Annotated in this window: 22 protein-coding genes; 10 read left to right on the top strand and 12 right to left on the bottom strand. The window is 73.7% G+C overall.

Going from position 1 to position 22,955, the window contains the following annotated elements:
- Positions 1-15: 15 nt before the first annotated feature.
- Both ABUL08_RS00895 and ABUL08_RS00890 read right to left on the bottom strand, forming a co-directional pair.
- A complete protein-coding gene (locus ABUL08_RS00895) occupies positions 16-1,482 on the bottom strand; it encodes an NADH-ubiquinone oxidoreductase-F iron-sulfur binding region domain-containing protein (protein ID WP_350933703.1) in 1,467 nt (488 codons plus the stop codon).
- Positions 1,479-2,981, bottom strand: coding sequence for a ferric reductase-like transmembrane domain-containing protein (locus ABUL08_RS00890; RefSeq protein ID WP_350933702.1), 1,503 nt, complete (start codon positions 2,979-2,981; stop codon positions 1,479-1,481). Before ABUL08_RS00890 ends, ABUL08_RS00895 begins: the two co-directional genes overlap by 4 nt.
- Before the next feature lie 346 nt (positions 2,982-3,327).
- Here ABUL08_RS00890 and ABUL08_RS00885 point away from each other — a divergent pair, with 346 nt between their 5' ends.
- Positions 3,328-4,773 carry an alpha-amylase gene (locus tag ABUL08_RS00885; protein WP_350933701.1) on the top strand — a complete coding sequence of 482 codons (1,446 nt, stop codon included), beginning with the start codon at positions 3,328-3,330 and terminating at the stop codon, positions 4,771-4,773.
- A 104-nt stretch (positions 4,774-4,877) separates the two neighbouring features.
- On the top strand, positions 4,878-5,777 hold the full coding sequence (locus tag ABUL08_RS00880; RefSeq protein WP_350933699.1) for a L,D-transpeptidase: 900 nt from the start codon (positions 4,878-4,880) through the stop codon (positions 5,775-5,777).
- A 6-nt stretch (positions 5,778-5,783) separates the two neighbouring features.
- On the opposite strand, the gene ABUL08_RS00875 is transcribed toward ABUL08_RS00880, so the two are convergent.
- Genes ABUL08_RS00875 through ABUL08_RS00860 form a run of 4 tightly spaced genes read right to left on the bottom strand, consistent with a single transcriptional unit; the run spans position 5,784 to position 9,376 of the window.
- Positions 5,784-6,443 carry a response regulator transcription factor gene (locus ABUL08_RS00875; RefSeq protein WP_350933698.1) on the bottom strand — a complete coding sequence of 220 codons (660 nt, stop codon included), beginning with the start codon at positions 6,441-6,443 and terminating at the stop codon, positions 5,784-5,786.
- Positions 6,440-7,573, bottom strand: a complete 1,134-nt coding sequence (locus tag ABUL08_RS00870; protein ID WP_350933697.1) for a sensor histidine kinase — start codon at positions 7,571-7,573, stop codon at positions 6,440-6,442. Before ABUL08_RS00870 ends, ABUL08_RS00875 begins: the two co-directional genes overlap by 4 nt.
- A gap of 29 nt (positions 7,574-7,602) precedes the next feature.
- Positions 7,603-8,406, bottom strand: coding sequence for an ABC transporter permease (locus ABUL08_RS00865; RefSeq protein WP_350933696.1), 804 nt, complete (start codon positions 8,404-8,406; stop codon positions 7,603-7,605).
- 1 nt (position 8,407) lies between these two features.
- Positions 8,408-9,376 carry an ABC transporter ATP-binding protein gene (locus ABUL08_RS00860; RefSeq protein ID WP_350933695.1) on the bottom strand — a complete coding sequence of 323 codons (969 nt, stop codon included), beginning with the start codon at positions 9,374-9,376 and terminating at the stop codon, positions 8,408-8,410.
- Positions 9,377-9,579: 203 nt separating this feature from the next.
- On the opposite strand from ABUL08_RS00860, the gene ABUL08_RS00855 reads away from it, so the two are divergent.
- Positions 9,580-10,746 carry an acyl-CoA dehydrogenase family protein gene (locus tag ABUL08_RS00855; RefSeq protein ID WP_350933694.1) on the top strand — a complete coding sequence of 389 codons (1,167 nt, stop codon included), beginning with the start codon at positions 9,580-9,582 and terminating at the stop codon, positions 10,744-10,746.
- An 8-nt stretch (positions 10,747-10,754) separates the two neighbouring features.
- Here ABUL08_RS00855 and ABUL08_RS00850 read toward each other — a convergent pair whose 3' ends face one another.
- Both ABUL08_RS00850 and ABUL08_RS00845 read right to left on the bottom strand, forming a co-directional pair.
- On the bottom strand, positions 10,755-11,186 hold the full coding sequence (locus ABUL08_RS00850; RefSeq protein ID WP_350933693.1) for a DUF6463 family protein: 432 nt from the start codon (positions 11,184-11,186) through the stop codon (positions 10,755-10,757).
- A gap of 120 nt (positions 11,187-11,306) precedes the next feature.
- Positions 11,307-13,391 carry a prolyl oligopeptidase family serine peptidase gene (locus ABUL08_RS00845; protein ID WP_350933692.1) on the bottom strand — a complete coding sequence of 695 codons (2,085 nt, stop codon included), beginning with the start codon at positions 13,389-13,391 and terminating at the stop codon, positions 11,307-11,309.
- 111 nt (positions 13,392-13,502) lie between these two features.
- On the opposite strand from ABUL08_RS00845, the gene ABUL08_RS00840 reads away from it, so the two are divergent.
- Genes ABUL08_RS00840 through ABUL08_RS00830 form a run of 3 tightly spaced genes read left to right on the top strand, consistent with a single transcriptional unit; the run spans position 13,503 to position 15,323 of the window.
- Entirely contained in the window at positions 13,503-13,712 is a 210-nt protein-coding gene (locus ABUL08_RS00840) for a type II toxin-antitoxin system VapB family antitoxin (RefSeq protein WP_350933691.1), read from the top strand.
- On the top strand, positions 13,709-14,128 hold the full coding sequence (locus tag ABUL08_RS00835) for a PIN domain nuclease (RefSeq protein WP_350933690.1): 420 nt from the start codon (positions 13,709-13,711) through the stop codon (positions 14,126-14,128). Before ABUL08_RS00840 ends, ABUL08_RS00835 begins: the two co-directional genes overlap by 4 nt.
- Before the next feature lie 52 nt (positions 14,129-14,180).
- Complete coding sequence (locus tag ABUL08_RS00830) at positions 14,181-15,323, top strand: site-2 protease family protein (protein ID WP_350933689.1); 1,143 nt, start codon at positions 14,181-14,183, stop codon at positions 15,321-15,323.
- 4 nt (positions 15,324-15,327) lie between these two features.
- On the opposite strand, the gene ABUL08_RS00825 is transcribed toward ABUL08_RS00830, so the two are convergent.
- On the bottom strand, positions 15,328-16,572 hold the full coding sequence (locus ABUL08_RS00825) for an FAD-binding protein (protein ID WP_350933688.1): 1,245 nt from the start codon (positions 16,570-16,572) through the stop codon (positions 15,328-15,330).
- A gap of 82 nt (positions 16,573-16,654) precedes the next feature.
- Here ABUL08_RS00825 and ABUL08_RS00820 point away from each other — a divergent pair, with 82 nt between their 5' ends.
- Positions 16,655-16,996 (top strand): hypothetical protein, encoded by a 342-nt coding sequence (locus tag ABUL08_RS00820; RefSeq protein WP_350933687.1) that lies wholly within the window; start codon positions 16,655-16,657, stop codon positions 16,994-16,996.
- Positions 16,997-17,000: 4 nt separating this feature from the next.
- Here ABUL08_RS00820 and ABUL08_RS00815 read toward each other — a convergent pair whose 3' ends face one another.
- Positions 17,001-17,930, bottom strand: a complete 930-nt coding sequence (locus tag ABUL08_RS00815) for an LLM class F420-dependent oxidoreductase (protein WP_350933686.1) — start codon at positions 17,928-17,930, stop codon at positions 17,001-17,003.
- Between the two features lie 257 nt (positions 17,931-18,187).
- On the opposite strand from ABUL08_RS00815, the gene ABUL08_RS00810 reads away from it, so the two are divergent.
- The 3 genes from ABUL08_RS00810 (at position 18,188) to ABUL08_RS00800 (ending at position 21,309) form a co-directional block, all read left to right on the top strand.
- Complete coding sequence (locus tag ABUL08_RS00810; protein WP_350933685.1) at positions 18,188-20,383, top strand: carbohydrate-binding module family 20 domain-containing protein; 2,196 nt, start codon at positions 18,188-18,190, stop codon at positions 20,381-20,383.
- Between the two features lie 85 nt (positions 20,384-20,468).
- On the top strand, positions 20,469-20,777 hold the full coding sequence (locus tag ABUL08_RS00805) for an ArsR/SmtB family transcription factor (protein WP_350933684.1): 309 nt from the start codon (positions 20,469-20,471) through the stop codon (positions 20,775-20,777).
- Between the two features lies 1 nt (position 20,778).
- On the top strand, positions 20,779-21,309 hold the full coding sequence (locus tag ABUL08_RS00800) for an SRPBCC family protein (RefSeq protein WP_350933682.1): 531 nt from the start codon (positions 20,779-20,781) through the stop codon (positions 21,307-21,309).
- A 9-nt stretch (positions 21,310-21,318) separates the two neighbouring features.
- On the opposite strand, the gene ABUL08_RS00795 is transcribed toward ABUL08_RS00800, so the two are convergent.
- On the bottom strand, positions 21,319-21,945 hold the full coding sequence (locus tag ABUL08_RS00795; protein WP_350933681.1) for a biliverdin-producing heme oxygenase: 627 nt from the start codon (positions 21,943-21,945) through the stop codon (positions 21,319-21,321).
- Between the two features lie 212 nt (positions 21,946-22,157).
- The gene (locus tag ABUL08_RS00790) at positions 22,158-22,886 is read right to left on the bottom strand and encodes an NUDIX hydrolase (protein WP_350933680.1); all 729 of its coding nucleotides are present in this window, start codon (positions 22,884-22,886) and stop codon (positions 22,158-22,160) included.
- Positions 22,887-22,955: the final 69 nt, after the last annotated feature.

Raw genomic sequence — 22,955 nt, 5'->3', positions numbered from 1 at the left:
TCTCCTCTCGGTCGGCTATTCGGCGCTGGCGAGCCGGAGCGCGAGTTCGGGACAGACCTTGACCGCCTTCAGCGTGCCCTCCCGCAGCCAGGTGGGGACCGGGGTGGCCGGGAAGGCCGGGTATCCGTTGGCGTCGAGCCGGATGAAGTCCGGCACCACGTGGGCGCAGAGCCCGTGCCCGTCGCAGCGGGACCAGTCCAGGGTGAGCTTCTGCGGGTTGGCGTCCGGCGCGCCGGGCAGCCCCATCAGGCCCTTGACCCGCTTGCCGCAGCCGTCGCCTGTGGTGTGCAACCGCAGGTCGTCGGCGAAGACCTCCATCGCGCTGAGGGCGAAGCGGGCGGTGCCGTCCGGGTGGCTGCACGCCCCGCGCCCCTTCACGTCGCCCGCCGCGGCCCGGACGATCTCGACCGGGGCGCTGCCGGAGACGGCGAGGTCGACGGCGCGGGCCAGGTCGGGCAGGCCCATCTTGCACGGCCCGCACTGCCCGGCCGACTCGCCGGCCAGGTAGCGGACCACCTGGGCGACCTCGCCGAGCGGGCAGGTGTCCCGGCTGATCGGGAGGACGATGCCGGCGCCGAGGGTGCCGCCGACGGCGGCGAGCCCCCTGCGGGAGACCTCCGCCCGCGCCGCCGCCTCCGAGGTGATCCACTTGCCGTGGTAGCCGCCCATCAGGATGCCCGGGCCGTCGGGCACCTCGCAGAGGTCGAGGATCTCGCGCAGCGGCGTGCCGGCGGCGCACTCCACCACCGCGGGGCGGCCCGCCGCGCCGCTGACGGTGAGCAGCACGGTGCCCGGCTCGTCGTCGGTGCCGAGCGCGGCGTACTCGTACGGGCCGAGCCGGGCGGCGACGGCGAGCTGCGCGTACGTCTCCGCGTTGGACAGCAGGGTGGGCAGGTTGTTGACGCCGGAGTCGCTGGAGCGCTTCTTGGTGCCGGGTGGGATGTGCGGCAGCCCGTTGATGCCGTTGACCAGCGCGCCGCCCTCGCCGGAGATGAACCGGTGCGGGACGGTGACGATGGTGGTCGGCACCGGCATCCGGCGTTCGGAGAGCGCCTCGGTCAGCGACGGCCGGCCCACCTCGTCGTCGGCCACCCCGATCACGATCTCCTCGGCGTCCAGCGCGTACGCGGCCAGCGCCGCGCCATCGAGGACGAGGTGCGGGGCCCGGGTGAGCAGCACCTTGTCCTTCCAGCTGGCCGGCTCACCCTCGGTGGCGTTGACCACCACCACCGCGCCGAGGTCCTGCCGCTCGCAGGACTCCAGCACGGCGCGCAGCTTGCGGGCGAACGGGAAGCCGGCCCCGCCCTTGCCCTTGAGGTCGATCGCCTCGGCCAGCCGGAGCAGGTTGACCGGTTCCATCGGCCCGATCGGGCCGTGCACGTCCTCGTGGGCGAGCAGGTCGAGCCGGCCGAACTCGGCGAAGCCCGCGGTGAGCCGGGGCTCGCCGACGCAGGCCACCGGGGGCACCGTCGTCCGCATCACTTCGCCTCACCCCGCAGCCCCGCCCAGTACGCCCCGTCGACCGCGTCGGCGCTGGCCCGGCGTCGCCGCGAGGAGCGGGCCTCGCCGGCGGCCCGCAGCGCCCGCCGCGAGGCGAGGTCGACCAGGGTCGGGGTGTCGTCGACGGGCACGTCGTCCGGGACGTAGCTGGCCGGCGGGCGCCAGTAGTCGGCCTCGACGGGCACCTCGTCCTCGGCGCTGTGCCGGCCGCCCCCGCTGCGCGGCGCGGCGGAGATCGGTCCGGCCGAGATCGGTTCGGCCGACACCGGGCGCTCGTCGCTCTCCCAGCGGCGCGGGCTGTCCCACGGCTCCTCCGGTTCGGCCGCCCGGGGCGGCGACGAGTAGCGCGCGTCCGCGCGGGAGCGGCGGGTCGGCGCCTCCTCCTCGTCCCGGTAGCGGCGGCCGGACCGCTCCGCGTCGGCGCGGCGGACCACCGGTTCCCGTTCCTCGCGGCGGGGCTCGTCGTCGCGGCGGCGGGCGGCCGGCTCCAGGTCCTCCGCACGCCGTCGCCGGGTCGTCGCACGGACGGGCTCCCGGAGGCTGCCCGGCTCCGGCACCACCGGGACGGTGAACCGGTCGGGGTCGCGGCGGCGGGCGGTGCCGGCCGGGCCACCCCACGACGTGGCCGTGGTCTCCGCCCAGCCGCCGGCACGGCCGGCGCCGCGGCTCTCCTTCTTCTCCCCGTCCCCGGAGCGCTTGCGGCCCAGCCCGGCCAGCAGGCCCCGGCTCTCCTCGGTGGGGCGGCCGGCCATCGCCTGGTTGAGCGCGGCGGCCTGGTGCTGCTCGCGGCTGCGCTTGCCGAGGTGGACGGAGGCGCGGACCAGCAGCGCCACCACCACCAGCAGCACACAGGCCAGATAGCTCAGCACCACCCAGGGCTTCGCCGCCCGACCGGCGTTGAGGCCGTGGACGAGGGCGAACGGCCAGGAGACGTACGCCATGGAGTGCAGCGCCCGCCAGAACCACTTCGGACCGACGCCGGCGAAGCGGACCCGGATGAGGCCGGTCCAGAGCACGCTGACCATGAGGAACGCGGCCACGGTGCCGAGCCCGACATAGAGTCCCCGGCCGCCGACGAAGGGCACCAGGGCGTCGGTCGGGCCGGCCCGGCCGATCGCGATCTTGGTGATGACGTGGAAGACCAGTCCGGCCACGCCGAGGATGCCGGTGGCGCGGTGCGCGGACTGGAGCAGCACCCGGTGCCGGATGCCCATCACCAGCCGGTCGGTGGCGAGCAGCCCCATCATCACGGTGAGGCTCAGCGACACCAGGGCGACCACCCCGGCGAAGAACTCGGTGAAGAAGAAGCCGTACGCGTACAGCACGGTGCCCGCGCCGGCCAGCTCGACGCCGGCCCACGCGATGGCCAGCGCGGACGCGACCAGCGCCGCCAGTGCGGTCCTCGGTCGGGTCCGGACACCTCGACTGGTGCTCGCGGTCCGGACGGTCGCCGCCTTCTCGTTCTGCTGTGCCCGGGCCATTTGCTCCTCGATCGTCTCACGGCGGCGCCCCCACCGACCGACCCTGCTCCCTCCTCCAGTACGGACCGACGGGGCGAGCGGATCAGCCCGGTGGTGAATTTCTCGGCCGCTCCGTCGAACCGTCCCGCCCCGGCGCGCGTGTGGCGGTGGATCGGACGTGGCGGCCGTCACGCGGAGGTACGCGTCTGGCGCAGTGCGCAACGACGTATTTCTATCCGTTGACAGCTCTTGCAACGCGCTTGTAACCTTGCCGAAAATTTCAGTCCGGACTTGCAAGAAGCCGGCACTGGAGTCCCTTCCCCGCGCCGTACCACCACCCCCGTCCCCCGCACCCCCAGGAGTACCGATGCATCGACGTCGATGCCGCTCGGCGGTCCTCGCCCTCGGCGTGATCGCCAGCCTGCTCGTCCCGACCACTGTGGCGGCACCCCCGGCCGTCGCGGCGACGTCCGGCAGCAAGAAGGTCATCGTCCAGCTCTTCGAGTGGAACTGGCCCTCGGTGGCGAGCGAGTGCACCAACACGCTCGGCCCGAAGGGCTACGGCTACGTCCAGGTCTCCCCGCCGCAGGAGCACGTCAACGCCGCCCCGTGGTGGGTCTCGTACCAGCCGGTCAGCTACCGGATCGAGTCCCGCAAGGGCACCCGGGCGCAGTTCCAGTCGATGGTGACCACCTGTCACAACGCCGGTGTCAAGGTCATCGTGGACACCGTCATCAACCACATGTCCGGCCAGGACAACGGCGGCACCGGCTGGGCCGGCACGTCGTACGGCCACTACAACTACCCGGGCACCTACAGCTCCGCCGACTTCCACTACTGCGGTCGCAACGGCAACAACGACATCGTCAACTACAGCGACCGGTACGAGGTGCAGAACTGCGAGCTGGTCAACCTCGCCGACCTCAAGACCGAGTCGGACTACGTCCGGTCGACGATCGCCGGGTACATGAACGACCTGCTCTCGCTCGGCGTGGACGGGTTCCGGCTGGACGGCAGCAAGCACATGCCGGCCGCCGACATCGCCGCGATCAAGGGCAAGCTCTCCCGCTCGGCGTACATCGTGCAGGAGGTCATCTACGGCGCCGGTGAGCCGATCCAGCCGACCGAGTACACCGGCAACGGCGACGTGCACGAGTTCCGCTACGGCAAGGACCTCGCCCGCATGTTCAACAGCGAGCGGCTGGCCTACCTGAAGAACTTCGGCGAGTCCTGGGGCTACCTGCCGAGCAGCCAGGCGGTCGTCTTCACCGACAACCACGACACCCAGCGCGACGGCGGGGTGCTGACCTACAAGGACCGCGGCGAGTACGCCCTCGCCAACGCCTTCATGCTGGCCTGGCCGTACGGCACCCCGGCGGTGATGTCGAGCTTCACGTTCAGCAACAAGGACCAGGGGCCGCCCTCGGACGCCAGCAACAAGATCAGCAACACCACCTGCTACTCCGGCTGGGAGTGCGAGCACCGCTGGCGGGGCATCGCCAACATGGTCGCGTTCAACAACGCCACCCAGGGCGCGGCGGTGGCCAACTGGTACGACAACGGCTACCAGCACATCGCCTTCAGCCGGGCCGGCAAGGGCTTCCTCACCATCAACGACGAGGACTTCGCGATCACCGGCCGGTCGTACTTCACCGGGCTGCCCGCCGGTCGGTACTGCGACGTCATCCACGGCGACTACAGCAACGGCACGTGCAGCGGGCCGGTGATCACCGTGGACGGCAGCGGCTGGTTCGCGGCGAACATCAACGCCCACGACGCGGTCGCCATCCACATCGGGGCGAAGCTGCCCTGACCCGGCCTTGGCCGGCGCAGATCCGACCGGCCCGGACCCGAACGGGAGGCCCCCGGCACCGCCTTTCGCGGAGCCGGGGGCCACCTTTCCATTACAGTCCCTTTGTGCTTTTCGCCCGATTGACCTCGCGCTGGGCGCTCGGCTGGCTGGGTGCCGCCCTCGGCGTACCCCTGCTGCTCGCGGCCGTGCTGCTGGTCGGCCCGGCGCTCACCCGCGACCCGGCACCCGCCCCGGGCCACGCCGCCACCGGCCCGGTCGCCACGGCGACCGCGACGGTGCCCACCGGCGAGCCGGTGCCGGACGCGGCGCCCGCGCCGGACGACCTGCCGGTGGTGGAGTACGACCCGGCGCCGACCGGCTTCCCCGCCGACCCCGACGCCGGCGACACCACGCCGTTGACGGAGGGCCTCACGCCGACCACGCGGATCGCCGCCTACGACGCGCCGGGCGGCCGGCCGCTGGCCTTCCTCGCCCCGACCATCAGCGACGTGCCGCTGACCATGCCGGTGGTGGCCCGCCGGGTCGGCTGGACGGCCGTGCTGCTCCCCTCGGCCAACCGCCGGATCGCCTGGCTGCCGGCGGGCGGCTGGACGACCGTCGGCCTGCGCGACCAGCTCGTGGTGGAGCGCCGGTCGCACCGGCTCACCTGGTGGCGGGACGGCCGACCGGTGGCGTCGTGGCAGGTCAGCCTCGGCATGCCCGGCCAGGCCACCCCGCTCGGGCGCACCTTCGTCCTCGGCCGCACGCCCCCGCCCCAGCCGGTGTACGGCGGCGTGGACATCTTCGCCCTCGGCGCGATCCCCGACGACCCGGACGCGGTGCCGACCGGCCTGCGCGGCGCCCACATCGGACTGCACAGCTGGCACGACGACGACACCCTCGGCGAGAACGTCACCAACGGCTGCATCCGGCTGACCCGCAGCGGGCAGCAGCGCCTGCTCGACCAGGTCCGGCCCGGCACCGCCGTGGTCGTCGTCGACCGGGCGTCGCCGGCCACCGGCTGAGCCCGGTCACTCGCCGAGCAGCCAGCCGTTCTCCTCCGCGATGCGGACCGCGTCGGCCCGGTTGCGGGCGCCGGTCTTGCCGATCGCCGCCGACAGGTGGTTGCGTACCGTCCCCTCGGAGAGGTGCAGCGTCGCCGCCAGGTCGGCCACCGTGCCGCCGGCCCGGGCGGTCCGCAGCACCTCGGTCTCCCGCTCGGTCAGCGGGCTCCGCCCGGTGGCCAGGGTCTCCGCCGCCAGCGTCGGGTCGACCACCCGCAGCCCCGCGTGCACCCGACGGACCGCGTCGGCGAGCTGCCGGGCCGGGGTGTCCTTGACCACGAAGCCGTTCGCGCCGGCCTCCATCGCCCGGCGCAGATAGCCCGGCCGGCCGAAGGTGGTGACCACCAGCACCCGGCAGCCGGGCACGGCGACCCGCAGCGCGGCGGTGGCGGCGATCCCGTCCAGCCCCGGCATCTCCACGTCGAGCAGGGCCACGTCCGGCGCGGTCCGACGGGCCTCGTCGACCACCTCGTCACCCCGGCCCACCTCGGCCACCACCGTCAGGTCCGGCTCCAGGGAAAGCAGCGCGGCGAGGGCACCCCGGACGAGCGCCTGATCGTCGGCGAGCAGCAGCCGGATCGGCCCGGCCGACCCGCCGACGTCGGCCGACGGTCCCCGGCCGGTCACCGGCCCGCCGCCGGCACCGCGACGCGGAGCAGGAACCCACGGCCGTCCGGACGGCGGCCCACCGACACGGTCGCGTCCAGCCGGCGGGCCCGCTCCCGCAGCCCGACCAGGCCGTGCCCGTCCCCGCCCGGCTCCCCCGCCGGGCCCCGCCCGTCGTCGCAGACCTCGACGTGGTCCGACCCCACCCGGATCTCGCAGCGCCGCGCCCCGCTGTGCCGGACCACGTTGGTCACCCCTTCCCTGACCGTCCAGCCGAAGAGTTCGTCCCGCTCCGTCGGCAGCTCCGGCACCGCGTCCGGCAGGGCGGCCGCGATGCCCGCCGCGGCCAGGGCCGTCCGGGCGCCGGCCAGCTCCGTCCCGAGACTCACCCCCCGGTACGCCCCGACGGTGCCCCGCACGTCGGCGAGCGCCTGCCGGGCCAACCGTTCCACGTCGGCGATCTCGATGGCCGCCCGCGCCGGGTCCAGCTCCAGCAGCCGCCCGGCCAGCTCCGCCTTGACCGCCACCACGGTCAGCGAGTGACCGAGGATGTCGTGCAGGTCCCGGGCGGTCCGGGCGCGTTCCTCCGCCACCGCCAGCCGGTGGATCTCCTGCTGGGCGGCCTGGAGTTCGGCGTTGCGCTGGGCCAACCGGCTCACCCCGAACATCGCGAGCGACGCCAGCAGCACCGCGAAGACGATGCCGTTCTCCGACCCCCAGCCCGGCACCAGCCGGCCCAGCACCAGCGGCACCACCACGGCGAGCGCCACCACGACGAGGGCCGGTCGGAGCGGCAACAGGAAGATCGCGGCGGCGCAGACGAAGACCAGCGTGCTCATCCACTCGCCCCCGGTGGCCGGTATGCCGACCAGCCCGAGGGCGACCAGCGCACCGAGGATCGTCCACGCCCGCCGCCGCGGGATGGGCCGCCCGGCCCGCCGCATCAGCCGGCCCCACTCGAACGCGAAGATGTAGGCGAGACCGAAGGCGACCAGGCTGCCCACACCCAGCACCCGCCGCCACAGCTCCTCCTGGGCCAGGGCGCGGCTGAGGGCGACGTTGAGGAAGACCAGCCAGATCGCGGCCAGCAGCCAGCCGGTGAGCCGCCAACGACGGCTCACCGGATACGGGTCGACCGGCATCAGCTGCATGGCGCCCACGCTAACCCTGCGGTGACCGGTCAGACGCGGGTGGTGTCCCGGCGGAACAACCGGGCCGCACCGAGACCGAAGAGCGCGGTCCACGCGGCCACGTTGCCGACCGCGGCCCAGTCGACGCCGGCCTCGGTCAGCGGGGCCCGGGCGAGCTGGCCGACGCCGTAGACCGGGGTGAACTTGGCGATCTGCTGCATCACGTGGGGCAGCATCTCCAGCGGGATGAAGAGGCCACCGAGCATGGCCAGGATGGCCAGCGCCGGACCCATGAACTGCATGACGTTCTCGGCCGGGGCGAGGTAGCCGACGAAGAGGCCGAGGGCGGCGAAGACCAGGGAGCCGATCCAGGCGGTGAGGCCGGACTCCAGCCAGATGTGCGCCGGCAGCCGTACCCCGGCGGCGGCACCGACGGCGAACTCCACCAGCACCCCGAGCAGGCCGAGCACCATCGCGGTGGCGAGCTTCGTCGCCACGTACGCGGCCGGGTGCAGCGGGGTCAGCCGCAGTTGGCGGCTCCAGCCCAGCGCCCGTTCGGTGGCGACGGCCGCGCCGGCGCTGGTGGTGGCGACCATGGCCGCGTAGACGGCGAGGCTGATCATGATCCAGCCCATCACCGGCAGGCCGTTGTCGAGGTGCTGGCCCTTCTGCGGCAGGCCGAACAGCAGGAAGAACACGGCCGGCATGATCAGGATGAAGATCAGCGTCCGGCGGTTGCGCAGCACCCGGCGGATCTCGATGCCGAGGACGGCGACGGAGAATCCGCCGAGGGCGGGCGGCCGGCGGTCGGCGGGGACGGCCGGTGCGGTGGCGGGCGAGGCGGCGACGGTCATCTCAGGCTCCGAGGGTCTGCGCGGTACGGCGGTCGGTGGTGTCGGCGCGGCCGGTGGTCGGGGTGTCGGCGTCGACGGGGGCGCTGTCGGTGGTGAGGGCGAGGAAGGCGTCCTCCAGGTTGCGGGAGGTGATCTCCACGTCGCGGGCGGCGGTCCGGGTCAACAGGTGCCGGGCCACCTCGTCGGAGTCGTCGGTGCGGATCAGCACCGCGTCCCCGCGTACCTCGACGGTCCGGACGCCGGGCAGCGCGGCGAGCACCGCCTGGTCCGCCCCCGGCAGGGTGGCCCGGACGATCCGGCCGGCGGCCAGGTTCTTGATCTCGGCGGTGGTGCCGTCGGCGACCACCCGCCCCTGCCGGACCAGCACGATCCGGTCGGCGTACGCGTCCGCCTCGTCCAGGTAGTGGGTGGCGAAGAGGATGGTCCGGCCCGCCCGGGCGTCGGCCCGGATCGCCTGCCAGAACTCGCGCCGCCCCTCGACGTCCATGCCGGTGGTCGGCTCGTCCAGCACCATCAGGTCCGGGTCGGGCAGCAGCGCCAGGGCGAACCGCAGCCGCTGCTGCTGGCCGCCGGAGCACTTCCCCACCGGCCGGTCGGCGAGGTCGGCGATCCCGGCCCGCGCCAGCACCTCGCCGACCGGCCGGGCCTGCCCGTAGAAGTGCGCGGTCATCCGTACCGTCTCGGCGACGGTGAGGTCCTTGAGCAGGCCGCCGGTCTGCATGACGGCGGCCACCCGGCCGTGCCGGACGGCGTCGGCCGGGGTGCCGCCGAAGAGCCGTACGCTGCCGGCGTCCGGCCGGGCCAGGCCGAGCAGCATGTCCACCGTGGTGGTCTTGCCGGCGCCGTTGGGGCCGAGGAAGGCCACCACCTCGCCCGGCGCGATCCGGAGGTTGAGCCCGTCGACGGCGGTCACCGGGCCGAAGGTCTTGGTGAGTCCGGCCAGCTCGACGGCCAGTGGGGTGTCGGTCATGCCCTTACTCTGCGGCCCACGCCGGCCCGCCCCCCGGAGCGCGCGTCACCTCTGCACCGTGACATTTGTCAGGCCACCCGGACCTCCGGCGGACGGCTCCGGGACGACGGGCGTCGCACCGGCCGGCCGCGATCGCCGTAGTGACCGGTATCGGACCACGACGACGGTCGGCCGGCACGGCGATCGGCCCTAGGCTGACGACCATGTCCGTCGATACGCTCGCGCCGCTCGTGGAGTCGGTGGCCACGCTCGCGACGCAGGTCCGGGATGACGCCGCCGCCATCGAGCAGGCCGGCAGGTTGCCCGAGCCGCTCGTCGGCCGACTGGCCGAGCTGGGCGTGTTCCGGCTCGCCGCGCCGCGGTCGGCCGGCGGGCTGGAGGCCGACCCGCTGACCCTCTGCACGGTCGTGCACGATCTGGCCAGGGCGGACGGGTCGGTCGGCTGGTGCGCGATGATCGCCGCCGCCACCAGCGTGACGCTCGGTCACCTCGGCGAACGGGTGGCCGCCGACCTGCTCGCCGACCCCGGGTTCCTGATCGCCGGGGTGGCCGCCCCACTGGGCCGGGCCCGACCGGTGGACGGCGGATACCGACTCACCGGCCGGTGGGCGTTCGCCAGCGCCAGCCGGCACGCCACCTGGTTGGTGCTGGGCGCCGTGCTGGTCGACGACACCGGCCCGGTCACCGAGCCGACCGGTCGACCGGCCGTCCGGCACCTCGTCGTGCCGGCGGCGGAGGTGCTGTCGCACGACACCTGGCAGGTCGCCGGGCTGCGCGCGACGGGCAGCGACGACGTGGAGGCGCGCGACCTGTTCGTGCCGGCCGACCGGTCGTTCTCGCTCTTCGGGCCGCTGCCGCCCCGACCCGGGCCGCTCTACGCCTTCCCGGTCTTCAGCTATCTCTCCCTCGGGGTGGGCGCCGCCGCGCTCGGCATCGCCCGGGCCGCCGTGGACGAGATCGGCCGGCTGGCGCGGGCGAAGCCGGTCCCCGGCCAGGGCGGCACGATCGCCGGCAGACCGGCCGTCCGCACCGCGGTCGCCCGGGCCGAGGCGCTGCTCGGCAGCGGCACGGCACTGCTCCGCGCGACGGTGGCCGAGTGCTGGCGGACGGCGCTCGCCGGGGACCCGGTCACGCTGGAGCAGCGGGCCCGGCTCCGACTGGCGGCGGCGAACGCGGCCGCTTCGGCCGCCGCCGCCGTGGACCTCGCCTACCAGGCCGGCGGCGGCACCTCGGTGTACGCGAGCAGCCCGTTGCAGCGGCACTTCCGGGACGTGCACGTCGCCACCCAGCACGCCATGGTCGGGCCGGAGATCGTGGAGCTGGCCGGCGCGGTCCTGCTCGGGCAGCAGGTGGACACGGCCCGGCTGTAGCGGGGCGGTCAGGAGGCGGGGCGGCCCACCGCGCGCTGTGGCGGCTCGGTCACCCCCGCCCCGGTGCCCCTGCGGCGGGCCAGCAGGTCTTCGGCGATGAGCAGTCCGGCCGGGACGAAGCCCAGCAGGAAGCCACTGGGACCGATGAGCGTCACACAGCCGGCCACCCAGCCACCCAGCAGCCAGCCGGCGTAGCCGGGCGCCCGCTCGCCGCGCCGCCCCAGCCGCGCCACCAGAAGGCCGCACAGCACCAGCGGAACGACGAAGCCCCCGGGCAGCGCCCAGAACATGGCCAGGGAGGCGTCACCGCCCTCGCCCGAGCGCAGGCCACCGGCGAACCACTGGCCCCAGTAGGGCTGCGGCAGGAAGACCGCGGCGTGCAGGGTACCGATGGCCACCATCGACCAGCCGGCAACGACCGTCAATCGCTTCTTGATCATACGAACAGCGTCCGCCGCCGCACCGGGTCCGCACCTCCCCCACCGGAGCGAGCCCCTCCCCCGTCGGAGGACCCAGGAGCGCTGAGCGGGGACGAGGCACGGCGCCTGGGCTCGGCACCCTCAGCTGCGGGGGCTGGTCTGCTCGGCGGCGGAGTCCGGGGTGGGTTGGCGCGGGAGGGCTCCGGCCGCTGTCAGCCTCTGCCAGAGGAACTCCAGCGTGAGCGCCCAGACGAAGGAACGCTGCTCGTTGTTGGCCGCCGCGCCGTGTCCACCCTCGACGTTCTCGTAGTAGGTCACTTCGTGGCCGTGCTCGCGCAGCCGGGCCGCCATCTTGCGGGCGTGTGCCGGGTGCACCCGGTCGTCGCGGGTCGAGGTGACCAGCAGGATCGGCGGGTACGCCACATCCCTCCGCACGTTGTGGTACGGCGAGTACTCCCGCAGGAAGGCCCAGTCCTCCGCCCGGTCCGGGTCGCCGTACTCGGCCATCCAGGAGGCGCCGGCCAGCAGCCGGTGGTAGCGCCGCATGTCCAGCACGGGCACGTGCGCGACGACCGCGCCGAAGAGCGACGGATAGCGGGTGAGCATCACTCCCATCAGCAGGCCGCCGTTGCTGCCGCCCTCGATGCCCAACCGCTCCGGCGTGGTGATCCCGCGCGCCACCAGGTCGGCGGCGACGGCCGCGAAGTCCTCGTACGCCCGGGGTCGGTTCTCGCGCAGCGCGGCGCGGTGCCACCGGGGGCCGTACTCGCCGCCGCCGCGGATGTTCGCCACCACGTAGGTGCCGCCGCGGGTCAGCCAGCCCCGGCCGATGACGCCGCTGTAGGACGGGGTCAGCGAGATCTCGTAGCCGCCGTACCCGCTCAGCAGCGTCGGCCCGGTCGCGCCGGGCTCACCCACCACGAAGTACGGCACCGGGGTGCCGTCGGCGGAGGTCGCGAAGAACTGGCGTACGGCAAGGCCGTCGGTCTCGAAGAAGGCCGGCTGCCGCTTGAGCGTCTCGACCTCGCCGCCGACCTGCCCGAGGCGCAGCGTCGCCGGTTCCAGGAAGCCCTCGGAGCTGAGCAGGTAGGCGTCGTCGTGGTCCGGGTCGGTCTCGATGACGTCGCTGTGGTCGAACTCCGGCACGCCGGCCAGCGGCTCACGCCGCCACTCCCCCGCACCCGGGGTCAGCACCTCCAACCGACTCTTCACGTCGGCGAGGGTGGTGAGGATCAGCTGGTTCCGGGTCCAGGCGTGCCCGCTCAGCGCCGTCCGCTCGTCGGGGCGGAACAGCACGGTCAACTCCCGCCCACCGGCGAGGAAGTCGTCGAACCGGGTCGCGAGCAGCGCGCCCGCCGGGTGGGTCGTCCCGTCGACGGTCCACGGTGAGCGGAGCCGGATCAGCAGCCACTCCCGGTGCGCGTCCCAGCCGGCGTCCTCCGGTACGGCGATCCGGATCCGCTCGCCCGCCCCGGTCAGCAGATGGTTCTCGGTACGCCAGAAGTCGCGGCTGCGGCCCACGAAGTCGCGCTCGAAGCCGGGCGTCGGGTCGTGCGCGGCGTAGACGGCGACGTCGTCGACGTGGCCTTCGTGGACCACCTCGGCGGCGGACAGGGGCGTGCCCCGCCGCCAGCGCTTGACCACGCGCGGATATCCGGAGGAGGTCAGCGAGCCGGGCCCGAAGTCGGTGCCGACGAAGATGTGGTCGGCGTCGATCCAGCAGACGTCGGTCTTCGCCTCGGGCAGCGTGAAGCCGTCCTCGACGAAGGCGCGGCGCTCCAGGTCGAACTCCCGCACCACGACCGCGTCGGCGCCGCCCCGGGAGAGGCTGATCAGGCAGCGCCGGTAGCCGGGGCGCAGCACGGTCACCGTCTGCCAGACCCAGTTCTCGCCGTCGGCGGCGGCCAGGGCGTCCACGTCGAGCAGCACGTCCCACTCGGGCTCCGGCCGGCGGTACTGGTCGAGGGTGGTCCGCCGCCAGATTCCGCGTGGGTGCGTCGCGTCGGTCCAGAAGTTGTACCAGAAGCCGTCCCCGCGCCAGCCCGGCCAGGGGATCCGGTCGTCGGCGTCGAGCACCTGCCGGAGTTCGGTCCGCAGGGCGCCGAACGTCTCGCCGCCGGTCAGCGCCGCGACGGTCGCCGCGTTCCGCTCCCGCACCCACCCGGCGGCGTCCGCACCATCAAGATCTTCCAACCAGAGGTACGGGTCATCACCGTCGTCGCTCACCCTCGCCACTATCCCGGATGCGTGGCCTGAAATCATGCCCAGTCGTATATCAAGCTGAGAGATTCTTGATATCATCACCTGGTACCTCACCAGCACCAGGAGGCGTCGCACGTGTCCCGGACCATCCTCGATGTCGATGACGCACTACTCGCCGAGGCCGCCAAGATCTTCGGCACCACGACCAAGAAGGCCACCGTCAACGCAGCCCTCCAAGCCGCGGTCAACCGGGAAAAGCGGCGCGAGTTCGCCGACTGGCTCAAGAGCGGCGGCCTCCCCGACCTCACCGATCCGGCCGACACTGCGGAGTCAGACGCCGCGTGAGCCGGGAACGCTACCTGCTCGACACATCGGCGCTCGCCCGCTGGCCGAAGCCGACCGTCGCACCGGTCCTTGACGAGCTGTCCGACCGCGGCCTGCTGGCGGTCTGCGGGGCGGTCGAGGTCGAAGTGATCCACAGCGCCCGCACGGCGAAGGACGCCCAGCGTGCCCGCTGGCTGCTCCGCGGCTTCGACTGGCTGGCGATGCCCGACGACATCTGGGACCGTGCCATCGACGTCCAGGTGCAGGCTCTGCACAAGGGCAACCATCGCGCCCTGTCCATGGCCGACCTGCTGATCGCGGCGACAGCCGAGCGACACGGGGTCACGGTGCTGCACTACGACGGCGACTACGACATGATCACCGCGATCACCGGTCAGCCCACCACCTGGGTCGCCCCCGCCGGCACCGCCGACTGACCAGTCCCCACGGCCCTGGCATGTCGGGGCGTACCGGGGGTATGACGGGGGCATGAGGGCGAGCTTCCGGCTTGGCCGGATCGCGGGCGTACCGGTCGGGGTCAACTGGAGTGTCCTGGTCATCTTCCTGCTGATCGCCTGGGCGCTCGCCGCCAACCAGTTCCCCCGGGCCTACCCGGACCGGCCCACCTGGGCGTACGTGCTGGCCGGCCTGGCCGCCGCGGTGGTGTTCTTCCTCGGCCTGCTGGCGCACGAGGTGGCGCACGCGGTGGTCGCCAAACGCAACGGCATCGGCGTCGAGGGGATCACGCTCTGGCTCTTCGGGGGCGTCTCCGAGCTGAAGGGCGAGGCCCGCGACCCGGGCGCGGAGCTGCGCATCGCCGGGATCGGGCCGCTGGTCAGCCTGATCATCGGGTTCTTCTTCGGTGGCATCGCGGTGCTGCTCACCCTGGCCGGCGTGCGCGGGCTGCTGCTGGGCTCGCTGGCCTGGCTGGCCGGGATCAACATCCTGCTCGCGATCTTCAACGTCCTGCCCGCCGCCCCGTTGGACGGCGGGCGGCTGCTGCGCGCCGCGGTGTGGAAGGCGACCGGTGACCGGACGAAGGCGTCGGTGGTGGCGGCCCGGGCCGGCTGGGTGCTCGGCGCGCTGCTGATCGGGCTGGGACTGTGGCAGTTCATCGCCGGGGCCGGGGTGGGCGGGCTGTGGCTGGCGCTGATCGGCTGGTTCCTGATCGGCGCGGCCGGCGTGGAGGAGCGGCAGGCGCGGATGGGCAGCGCCCTGCGCGGGGTGCGGGTCGCGGACGTGATGACGCCGCAGCCGCAGACCGCCTCCGGGGAGATGACGGTGGCGGACTTCGTCGACCACTACCTCTTCGCGTACCGGCACTCGGCGTTGCCGCTGACCGACGAGGGGCGGCCGGTGGGGCTGGTCACCCTGGACCGGGTGCGGGGCATCCCCGCCGACCGGCGGGCGTCGACGAGCCTGGCGGAGGTCTCCTGCCGGGCCGAGGAGCTGGTGCTGGCCCGCCCCGACGAGCCGCTGAACGAGCTGCTGCCCCGGCTCAGCGAGTGCGCCGACGGGCGGGCGCTGGTGGTGGTCGACCAGCGGCTGGTCGGCATCGTCTCGCCGAGCGACATCAGCCGGGCGGTGCAGCGCGGCAGCCTCCGCGACCAGCTGACCGCCGGCCGGCACTGACCGGTCAGCGGGGGAAGTAGCGGTCCAGCTCCGCGGTGCGGAACTTCCCCGCCGGGTCGAGGTCGCGCAGCAGGCCCAGGAAGTCGCCGTGCCGGGGGTACGCGGCGGCCACCGCCGCCGGGTCCAGCCCGAAGACCTTGCCCCAGTGCGGGCGCGGGGCGTACGGGGCGAGCCGCTGCTCCACCTCGGCGACGACCGGGGCGACCGCCGCCTCGTCGCCGATCCAGGTGAAGTGGACCGCCAGGCTGTCCCGCCCGTGGTTCGGGCTGAGCCACAGCCCGTCGGCGGCGATCGTGCGCAGCTCGCAGACCTGGAGCACCGCCGCGATCCGGTCGGCCATCGGGTCCAGGGCGGCCAGCGCCTCCCCGGCCACCTCCCGGGCCAGGTGGTATTCCGACTGCAACTCGTCGCCGCTGCTCGGGGTGAAGCCGAGCCGGAAGTGCGGCAGCCGCTCGTGCCACGGCCCGGGCGCGCCGAGCTGCGCGGTGCAGTTCTCCGCCGGCATGCCGGGCACCGGGTGGCGGGGTCCGTCGGCGGGGGTCGTACCGAGCCAGTCGGCCGGGGGCGGGGCCGCCTCGGCGCGCTGCTTGCGCCACACCTCCCGGATCCGCCCGGACCGCCAGTCGGTGAAGGCGCTCACGCTGTACGCCGAGGCGAAGGCCGCGTCCAGGTCGGCCCGGTCGAGGTCGAGCCGGACGTACTGCCGGATGTCGAAGGTCGGCACCACGTCGAGGGTGACCCGGGTGACCAGCCCCAGCGCGCCGAGGCTGACGACCATCCCGGCGAACCGGTCGTCGGCCCGGTCCACGGTCAGCAGGTCACCGTCGGCGGTGACCAGTTCCAGGCCGGCGACGGCGGTGGCGAGGTTGCCGGTCGCGTCGCCGGAGCCGTGGGTGCCGGTGGCGACCGCACCGGCCACCGAGATGTGCGGCAGCGAGGCGAGGGCGGCCAGCGCGTACCCCTGGGTGTGCAGTCGGGTGGCGACGTCGCCGTAGCGCAGGCCGGCGGCGACGGTGACCGTGCCACGGTCGGGGTCCAGCTCCACCACGGGCGGCAGCGCGGCGAGCGAGACCAGGTCGCCGTCGGTGTCGCCGAGCCGGTTGAAGGAGTGGCCGGTGCCGACGGCCCGGACCCGGTCGCTGCCGGCGACCAGCCGGCGCAGCGCGTCGACGGTGGTCGGGGCGTGCCGGCTGCGGGCGGCGTAGCGGATGTTGCCGGCCCAGTTCCGGGCGGCGGGGCTGTCGGTCACTCGGCTGACCTCCGGTCGACGTGGGGGTGACACCGGTCGATCGACACGGTTGCCCGGTGTGCAGGTGGGGAACCATACGCCGATGAGCAGCTACCGCGACCCCGCCCCGCGCGGCGACGTGTACCCCTCCGAGGAGGAGATCGACCCGACCGGGGTGGGACCGGACCCGGCGTACCCGGACGACCCGACGCCGGAGCCGCGGCGGGCTCCGGCACCCCGGGTCACCGACGGCGGGCACTCGATCGTCACCCACCACCTGGACGGGTCCACGCAGGTGGTGACCGACCTGGACGGCGACGGGATCGCCGACGTGGTGCAGATCGACCTGGACGGCGACGGCGTACCGGACATCACCTATCTGGACAGCGACCGGGACGGGCGGCTGGACACGGTGCTGCGCGAGCCCGGCCGCCCGGGCCGCTGAGTCGTCAGAGCTGCGGCATGACCTCGGCGGCGACCAGCTCCAGGTGGTCGAGGTCGGCCAGGTCGAGCACCTGGAGGTAGGCCCGGTCGCTGCCGATCGCGGCGTACCGGCCGAGCTTGTCGACGATCTCGGCGGGCGTACCGGCGAGGCCGTTCTCGCGCAGCTCGGCCGGCTCCCGACCGATGGCGGCGGCCCGCCGGGCGACCTCGGCGTCGTCCCGGCCGGCGCAGAGCACCAGCGCGTTGGACCAGACCATCCCGGACGGGTCCCGACCGGACTCGGCGCAGGCCGCCCGCACCCGGTCGAACTGCGCCGCCGAGTCCTCCAGCGAGGCGAACGGCAAGTTGAACTCGTCGGCATAGCGGGCGGCCAGCCGTGGGGTCCGCTTCGGGCCCATCCCGCCGAGCAGGACCGGGGGCCGGGGCTGCTGGACCGGCTTGGGCAGCGCGGGTGAGTCGCTGACCGGGTAGTACTTCCCGGCGAAGTCGAACGTGCCACCGACCGGCGTCTCCCAGAGCCCGGTGATGACGGCGAGCTGCTCCTCCAGCCGGTCGAAGCGCTCCCCCAGCGCCGGGAAGGGGATCCCGTACGCGGTGTGCTCCTCGGCGTACCAGCCGGTGCCGATGCCCAGCTCGACCCGGCCGCCGCTCATCCGGTCGACCTGCGCGACGGTGATCGCGAGCGGGCCGGGGAGCCGGAAGGTCGCCGCCGTCATCAGGGTGCCCAGCCGGATGCGGGAGGTGTCCCGGGCCAGGCCGGCGAGGGTGGTCCAGGCGTCGGTCGGCCCCGGCTCGCCGCTCACCGAGCCCATCTTCAGGTAGTGGTCGGACCGGAAGAACGCCCCGTAGCCGGCGTCCTCGGCGCAGCGGGCCACGGCGAGGAGCTGGTCGTAGTCGGCGCCCTGCTGGGGTTCGGTGAAGATCCGCAGTTCCATGCCACCGAGCATATGGAGCGGCCCGGGTCCGCCGCGCCCGGACGACGCGGCGGACACGGGCCAGAAAAGTCTTGCAGGTCTTGCAGTCAACCGCAACGGCGCTGACACCAAGCGTTGACACGGAAATTCGAGTGTTCACAATCACTGGCGTCACTGTTACCGTCTCGGGAACCCGCAACTTCTTGCGTAACTTGCAGGAAATCTCGCCGCCCCCACGGCGCGCTCCCCCGTGCCCTCCGTCCCGAGGAGTACCCCCGATGTTCCGTAGACCCCGAGCCGCCGTACCGGCGGCCGTCCTCGCCGTGGCGCTCGCCACGGCGGGGCTGACCGCCGTCGCGGCCGCCGACCCGCAACCGGCCGCCGCCGCCACCACCGTGCAGGCCAACGGCGACGCGATCGTCCACCTCTTCCAGTGGCGGTGGAGTTCCGTCGCCAGCGAGTGCGAGACCACGCTCGGCCCGGACGGCTGGGGCGGCGTGCAGGTCTCCCCGCCGCAGGAGCACGTGGTGGTGCCCAGCGCCGAGGGCGCCAGCTACCCGTGGTGGCAGGACTACCAGCCGGTGTCGTACCGGCTCGACAAGACCCGGCGCGGCACGAAGGACGAGTTCGTCGACATGGTCCGGCGCTGCCGTGACCAGGGCGTGAAGGTCTATGTGGACGTGGTGCTCAACCACATGAGCGGCACCGCGTCGGCCGGCAACGGGCCGGGCAGCGCGGGCACGCCGTACGGCAAGTACAGCTACCCGAACCTCTTCGACGACGGCTCCGGCGACAGCTACCAGTACGCCGACTTCGCCCCCTGCTACCGCCGGATCAGCAACTGGAGCAGCAAGTCCGAGATCCAGGACTGCGAGCTGCTCGACCTGGCCGACCTGAACACCGCCGACCCGGAGGTCCGTCGGAAGATCGCCAAGTACATGAACTCGGTGATCGACCTGGGGGTGGCCGGTTTCCGGGTGGACGCGGCCAAGCACGTCCAGGAGGCGCACCTGGCCGACATCTACAGCCGACTGCACGACGTGCCCGGCTTCGGCGGCCGGCCCGACGTGTTCCAGGAGGTCTACGGCGACTCGGTCATCCCCTACACCTCGTACGCGGGCTTCGGCGCGGTGACCAACTTCGACTACCAGCAAGCGGTCTCGTCGGCGTTCCGCAACGGCAGCATCGCCCAGCTCGCCACCCTGCCGAACTACGGCGGCCTGACCGGCGCCCAGTCGATCACCTTCATCGACAACCACGACACCCAGCGGTCCACGCCGACGCTGACGTACAAGAACGGGGACCGCTACTACCTGGCGGACGCGTTCATGATGGCCCACCCGTACGGCCGGCCGCAGCTGATGTCGAGCTACGCCTTCGGGGCGGTCACCGCGCAGGGCCCGCCGAGCGGTGCCGACGGCACCACGAAGGCCACCGACTGCGGCGACGGCCAGTGGATCTGCGAACACCGCAACGCGCAGGTCGCCGGCATGCCGGGCTTCCGCAACGCGACCGCCGGCACCGGCGTGGGCGGGGTGGTCACCGACGGCTCCGGCCGGCTCGCCTTCGCCCGGGGCACCAAGGGGTACGCGGCCTTCAACGCCACCGACACCGCGTGGAGCCGCACCTTCGGCACCAGCCTGCCGGACGGCCGCTACTGCAACGTCGCCGCGGGCGGCTACGACCGCACCAGCGGGGTCTGCACCGGCGGCACGGTCACCGTCTCCGGCGGCTCCTTCACCGCCACCGTCCCGGCCAACCACGCGGTGGCGTTGCACGTGGCGGCCCGGGTGGACGGGGCGACACCGTCGCCGACCCCGAGCACCACGCCGTCCCCCAGCACGTCCCCGGGACCCGACGGCCCCTCGCCGACGCCGACGGCGCCCGCCGGCCTGACCCGGTTCACCGTCACCGCGACCACCGACTACGGCCAGTCGGTGTACGTCGTCGGCTCGCTCCCGCAGCTCGGCGCGTGGAACCCGGCCGGCGGCGTGAAGCTGACCACCACCGCCGGCAGCTACCCGACCTGGACCGGCTCGGTGGACGTCCCCGCCGGCACCCCGTTCGAGTGGAAGCTGGTGAAGGTCGGCACCGGCGCGCCGCAGTGGGAGAACGACCCGAACCGGTCCGGCAGCGGTGGCACCGCGCTCACCGCCACCTGGAACCAGCCGGCCAGCGCCCCGCCGGCCTCGGCCACGGTCACCGTCCGGGCGACCGTGACCACGGTGCCGGGCGAGAACGTCTATCTGGTCGGGGACATCCCTGCTCTGGGCGGCTGGGACCCGGCCCGGGGTCTCCCGCTGTCGGCGGCCGGCTACCCGGTCTGGTCCGGCGGCCTCACCCTGCCGGCCGGCACCACCTTCGCCTACAAGTACGTCAAGCGCACCGACAACGGCACGGTGACCTGGGAGTCCGGCGCGAACCGCACCGCCACCGCCAGCACGTCGATCACCCTCAGCGACACCTGGCACTGACCACCGGAGAGGGGCTCCTCGTCGACGAGGGGCCCCTCTTTCTCATTCCTTGACAGGCATATTACCCGAGAGGCATATTGTGGTGGTGTCCGTCGACGCCTTCACCGTGCTGGCCGAGCCGACCCGACGCCGCATCCTGGAGCGGCTGCGCCGCGCCGAGAGCAGCGTCGGCGACCTGGTCGATGCGTTGGGGGTGAGCCAGCCGGCCGTCTCCAAACACCTCAAGGTGCTCCGCGAGGCCGGCTTCGTCACCTGCCGCACCGCCGCTCAGCAGCGCATCTACCGGCTCGACGTGCGGCCGTTGCGCGCCGTCGACGACTGGCTCGGACCGTACCGCCGGCTCTGGACGGACCACCTCGACGCCCTGGAGCGCCATCTCGACAGTCAGGAGTGACATGGACCGCGACAGTTTCCGGCCCGGCCCGCTCGCCGAGGTCACCCGTGGGGAGGACGGCTGGGACCTGGTCTTCGTCCGCGACCTGCGGCATCCGCCGGAGCGGGTGTGGGCGGCACTGACCGAGCCGGACCAGCTCGCCCGGTGGGCGCCCTTCCTAGCCAGCCGGGATCTCGGCACCACCGGCGACGCCACCCTCAGCACGGTCGACGGCGACCGCACCGTCGACCAACCGGCGACCGTACGCCGCGCCGAACGGCCGACGCTGCTGGAGTACACCTGGGGCGACGGGCTGCTGCGCTGGGAACTGGCGCGCTCGGGTGACGGCACCCGGCTGACCCTGCGGCAGCGCGTCGGCGATCCGGGCCTCGCCCCGATGGTGGCCGCCGGCTGGCACCTCTGCCTGGACGTCGCCGACCACCTGCTCGCCGGTGACCCGGTCGGCCCGATCCGGGGCGCCGAGGCGAAGGAGTTCGGCTGGGCGGAGCTGCGCGACGCGTACGCGGAACGCCTGGACCGGCAGCGGCCCTGACCTGGGGCGTCAGCCCGCCCGCGCCGAGCTGACCGCGAGGATCGGCGCGGCGGCCCGGCCGACGAACGCGAAGGTCTCCCGCGCGGCGGTGGTCGCGCGGGCGAGGTCTGCGGGCGACCAGTCGCGGGCCGCCAGCGCGAGCCGGAAATCCCGCCAGTCGCGGCCGGGCGACCGACCGCTGCGGCGGAAGAACCGGGTGGCCGCGCCTTCGGCCAGGCCGAGGCGGCGCTCCACGACCGGCGCGATGACCCGGCCGCCGAGGGCGCTGCCCAGCAGCACGTACCGGGCGCCGACCGCGTCGGCCAGGCTGCCGAGATCGGGTACGGCGGCGTGCGTCACGGCCCCGGCCGGTGTCGACAACGCGGACAGGTCCGCCCGGAGCAGGTCGGCTGCCTCGCCGAGCCGGGGGTCGAGCGACAGGCCGGACCAGTCGGCGGCGGCGAGCCGCTCCTCCAGCGGCTGCCAGGAGGCGAGCATCGCGGAGAGCACGGTCGACAGCTCGGTACGGGACCTGATCCGGCCGGGAAGATCGAGCTCCCGCTCCAGGGCGCGATGGTGCTCCCGGGTGCCCGCGCGCAGGGCGGCCAGCATCGGGCCGGTCGGATCGGCCGGTCGGGGGCGGGCGGGCTCGGACATCCGGCAAGTATGCCCGGAGCTGCCCGGACACCGAACTGCGGTCCGCACGGCTCGGCCCGCGTCGGACCGTGATCGCACCGCGCCGCCGGCCGGTCGCGGTCGTGATCCGTCGTCGTCCGGTCGTGGTCGTGATCCGCCCGACGGCCGGTCGTGCCCGTGATCCGCTGTCGGCCGGTCGTGGTCGTGATCCGTCCGCCGGTTCTTCGGCGGTGCTAGAGGAGGCCCTTCGCGGTGGCGAACGCGAAGGCCGCCAGGAGGTAGTGGTCGGTCACCTCACCCGAGGCGATCATGGCGGCGAGATCCTGGCGGGTCACCAGCCGTCGCTCGTCGATGCCCTCCCGCACCGCGTCCAGCGGGATCTCGTCCGGCGGGCCGCTGGCCTGCAACCGGGCCAGGTAGATCTCGTCCGCCCCGCCGTCGCTGGCCACCCGGCCGAGCAGCTCCACCTTCTCGACGCTCAGCCCGACCTCTTCCTCCAGCTCGCGGCCGGCGGTCGCCGCCCCGTCGGCATCCGGCTCGGCGAAGCCCCGGGGGACCTCCCACTGCCAGGTGCGCAGCTCGTGCCGGAAGTGCCGGACCAGCAGCATGCGGCCGTCCGCGAAGACCGGCAGCACCGCCGCACCGACCCCGAGCACGGCGGGGACCGACCGGATGTAGGGACCCAGGTCGCCGCTGAGGAAGCGCACGGCGTCCCGCACGATGATGACGTAGCGATCCTCGTAGATCACGCCGACGTCGCCGTAGTCCGTCGGCTTGCCGGCGGCGCGCAGCGCGGCCGCCGCCCCGTCGGCCACCCGATTCTGCAGTTCCCGGTCGAACACGATCTCGTACGCCGCGCCGGGCGGGTTGGCGAAGAGGTGCGGACGCTCGGCGCGAAGCTGGTCGTAGCGGGCCAGGCGTCGATCCCGCCGGGACCTGCTCGCCGCGTCGTCCGATGGCATCGCACCCCCATGATCCCGCAGAAGGAACGAGATCAGTCTATCCAGCCCGGCGGGCTGCCGCCGACCTCT

This window comes from Micromonospora sp. CCTCC AA 2012012, assembly GCF_040499845.1.
Taxonomy (GTDB): domain Bacteria; phylum Actinomycetota; class Actinomycetes; order Mycobacteriales; family Micromonosporaceae; genus Micromonospora; species Micromonospora mangrovi.
The sequence above is the reverse complement of the archived record's forward strand: the minus strand, read 5'-3'. Positions and strand labels throughout refer to the sequence as shown.

What these genes read in the sequence shown, in the direction of transcription:
- ABUL08_RS00890 (WP_350933702.1), bottom strand. Translation starts at nt 2,981, where the DNA reads ATGGCCCGGGCACAGCAGAACGAGAAGGCGGCGACCGTCCGGACCGCG.
- ABUL08_RS00885 (WP_350933701.1), top strand. Translation starts at nt 3,328, where the DNA reads ATGCATCGACGTCGATGCCGCTCGGCGGTCCTCGCCCTCGGCGTGATC.
- ABUL08_RS00870 (WP_350933697.1), bottom strand. Translation starts at nt 7,573, where the DNA reads ATGCAGCTGATGCCGGTCGACCCGTATCCGGTGAGCCGTCGTTGGCGG.
- ABUL08_RS00865 (WP_350933696.1), bottom strand. Translation starts at nt 8,406, where the DNA reads ATGACCGTCGCCGCCTCGCCCGCCACCGCACCGGCCGTCCCCGCCGAC.
- ABUL08_RS00860 (WP_350933695.1), bottom strand. Translation starts at nt 9,376, where the DNA reads ATGACCGACACCCCACTGGCCGTCGAGCTGGCCGGACTCACCAAGACC.
- ABUL08_RS00855 (WP_350933694.1), top strand. Translation starts at nt 9,580, where the DNA reads ATGTCCGTCGATACGCTCGCGCCGCTCGTGGAGTCGGTGGCCACGCTC.
- ABUL08_RS00850 (WP_350933693.1), bottom strand. Translation starts at nt 11,186, where the DNA reads ATGATCAAGAAGCGATTGACGGTCGTTGCCGGCTGGTCGATGGTGGCC.
- ABUL08_RS00830 (WP_350933689.1), top strand. Translation starts at nt 14,181, where the DNA reads ATGAGGGCGAGCTTCCGGCTTGGCCGGATCGCGGGCGTACCGGTCGGG.
- ABUL08_RS00820 (WP_350933687.1), top strand. Translation starts at nt 16,655, where the DNA reads ATGAGCAGCTACCGCGACCCCGCCCCGCGCGGCGACGTGTACCCCTCC.
- ABUL08_RS00815 (WP_350933686.1), bottom strand. Translation starts at nt 17,930, where the DNA reads ATGGAACTGCGGATCTTCACCGAACCCCAGCAGGGCGCCGACTACGAC.
- ABUL08_RS00810 (WP_350933685.1), top strand. Translation starts at nt 18,188, where the DNA reads ATGTTCCGTAGACCCCGAGCCGCCGTACCGGCGGCCGTCCTCGCCGTG.
- ABUL08_RS00800 (WP_350933682.1), top strand. Translation starts at nt 20,779, where the DNA reads ATGGACCGCGACAGTTTCCGGCCCGGCCCGCTCGCCGAGGTCACCCGT.
- ABUL08_RS00795 (WP_350933681.1), bottom strand. Translation starts at nt 21,945, where the DNA reads ATGTCCGAGCCCGCCCGCCCCCGACCGGCCGATCCGACCGGCCCGATG.
- ABUL08_RS00790 (WP_350933680.1), bottom strand. Translation starts at nt 22,886, where the DNA reads ATGCCATCGGACGACGCGGCGAGCAGGTCCCGGCGGGATCGACGCCTG.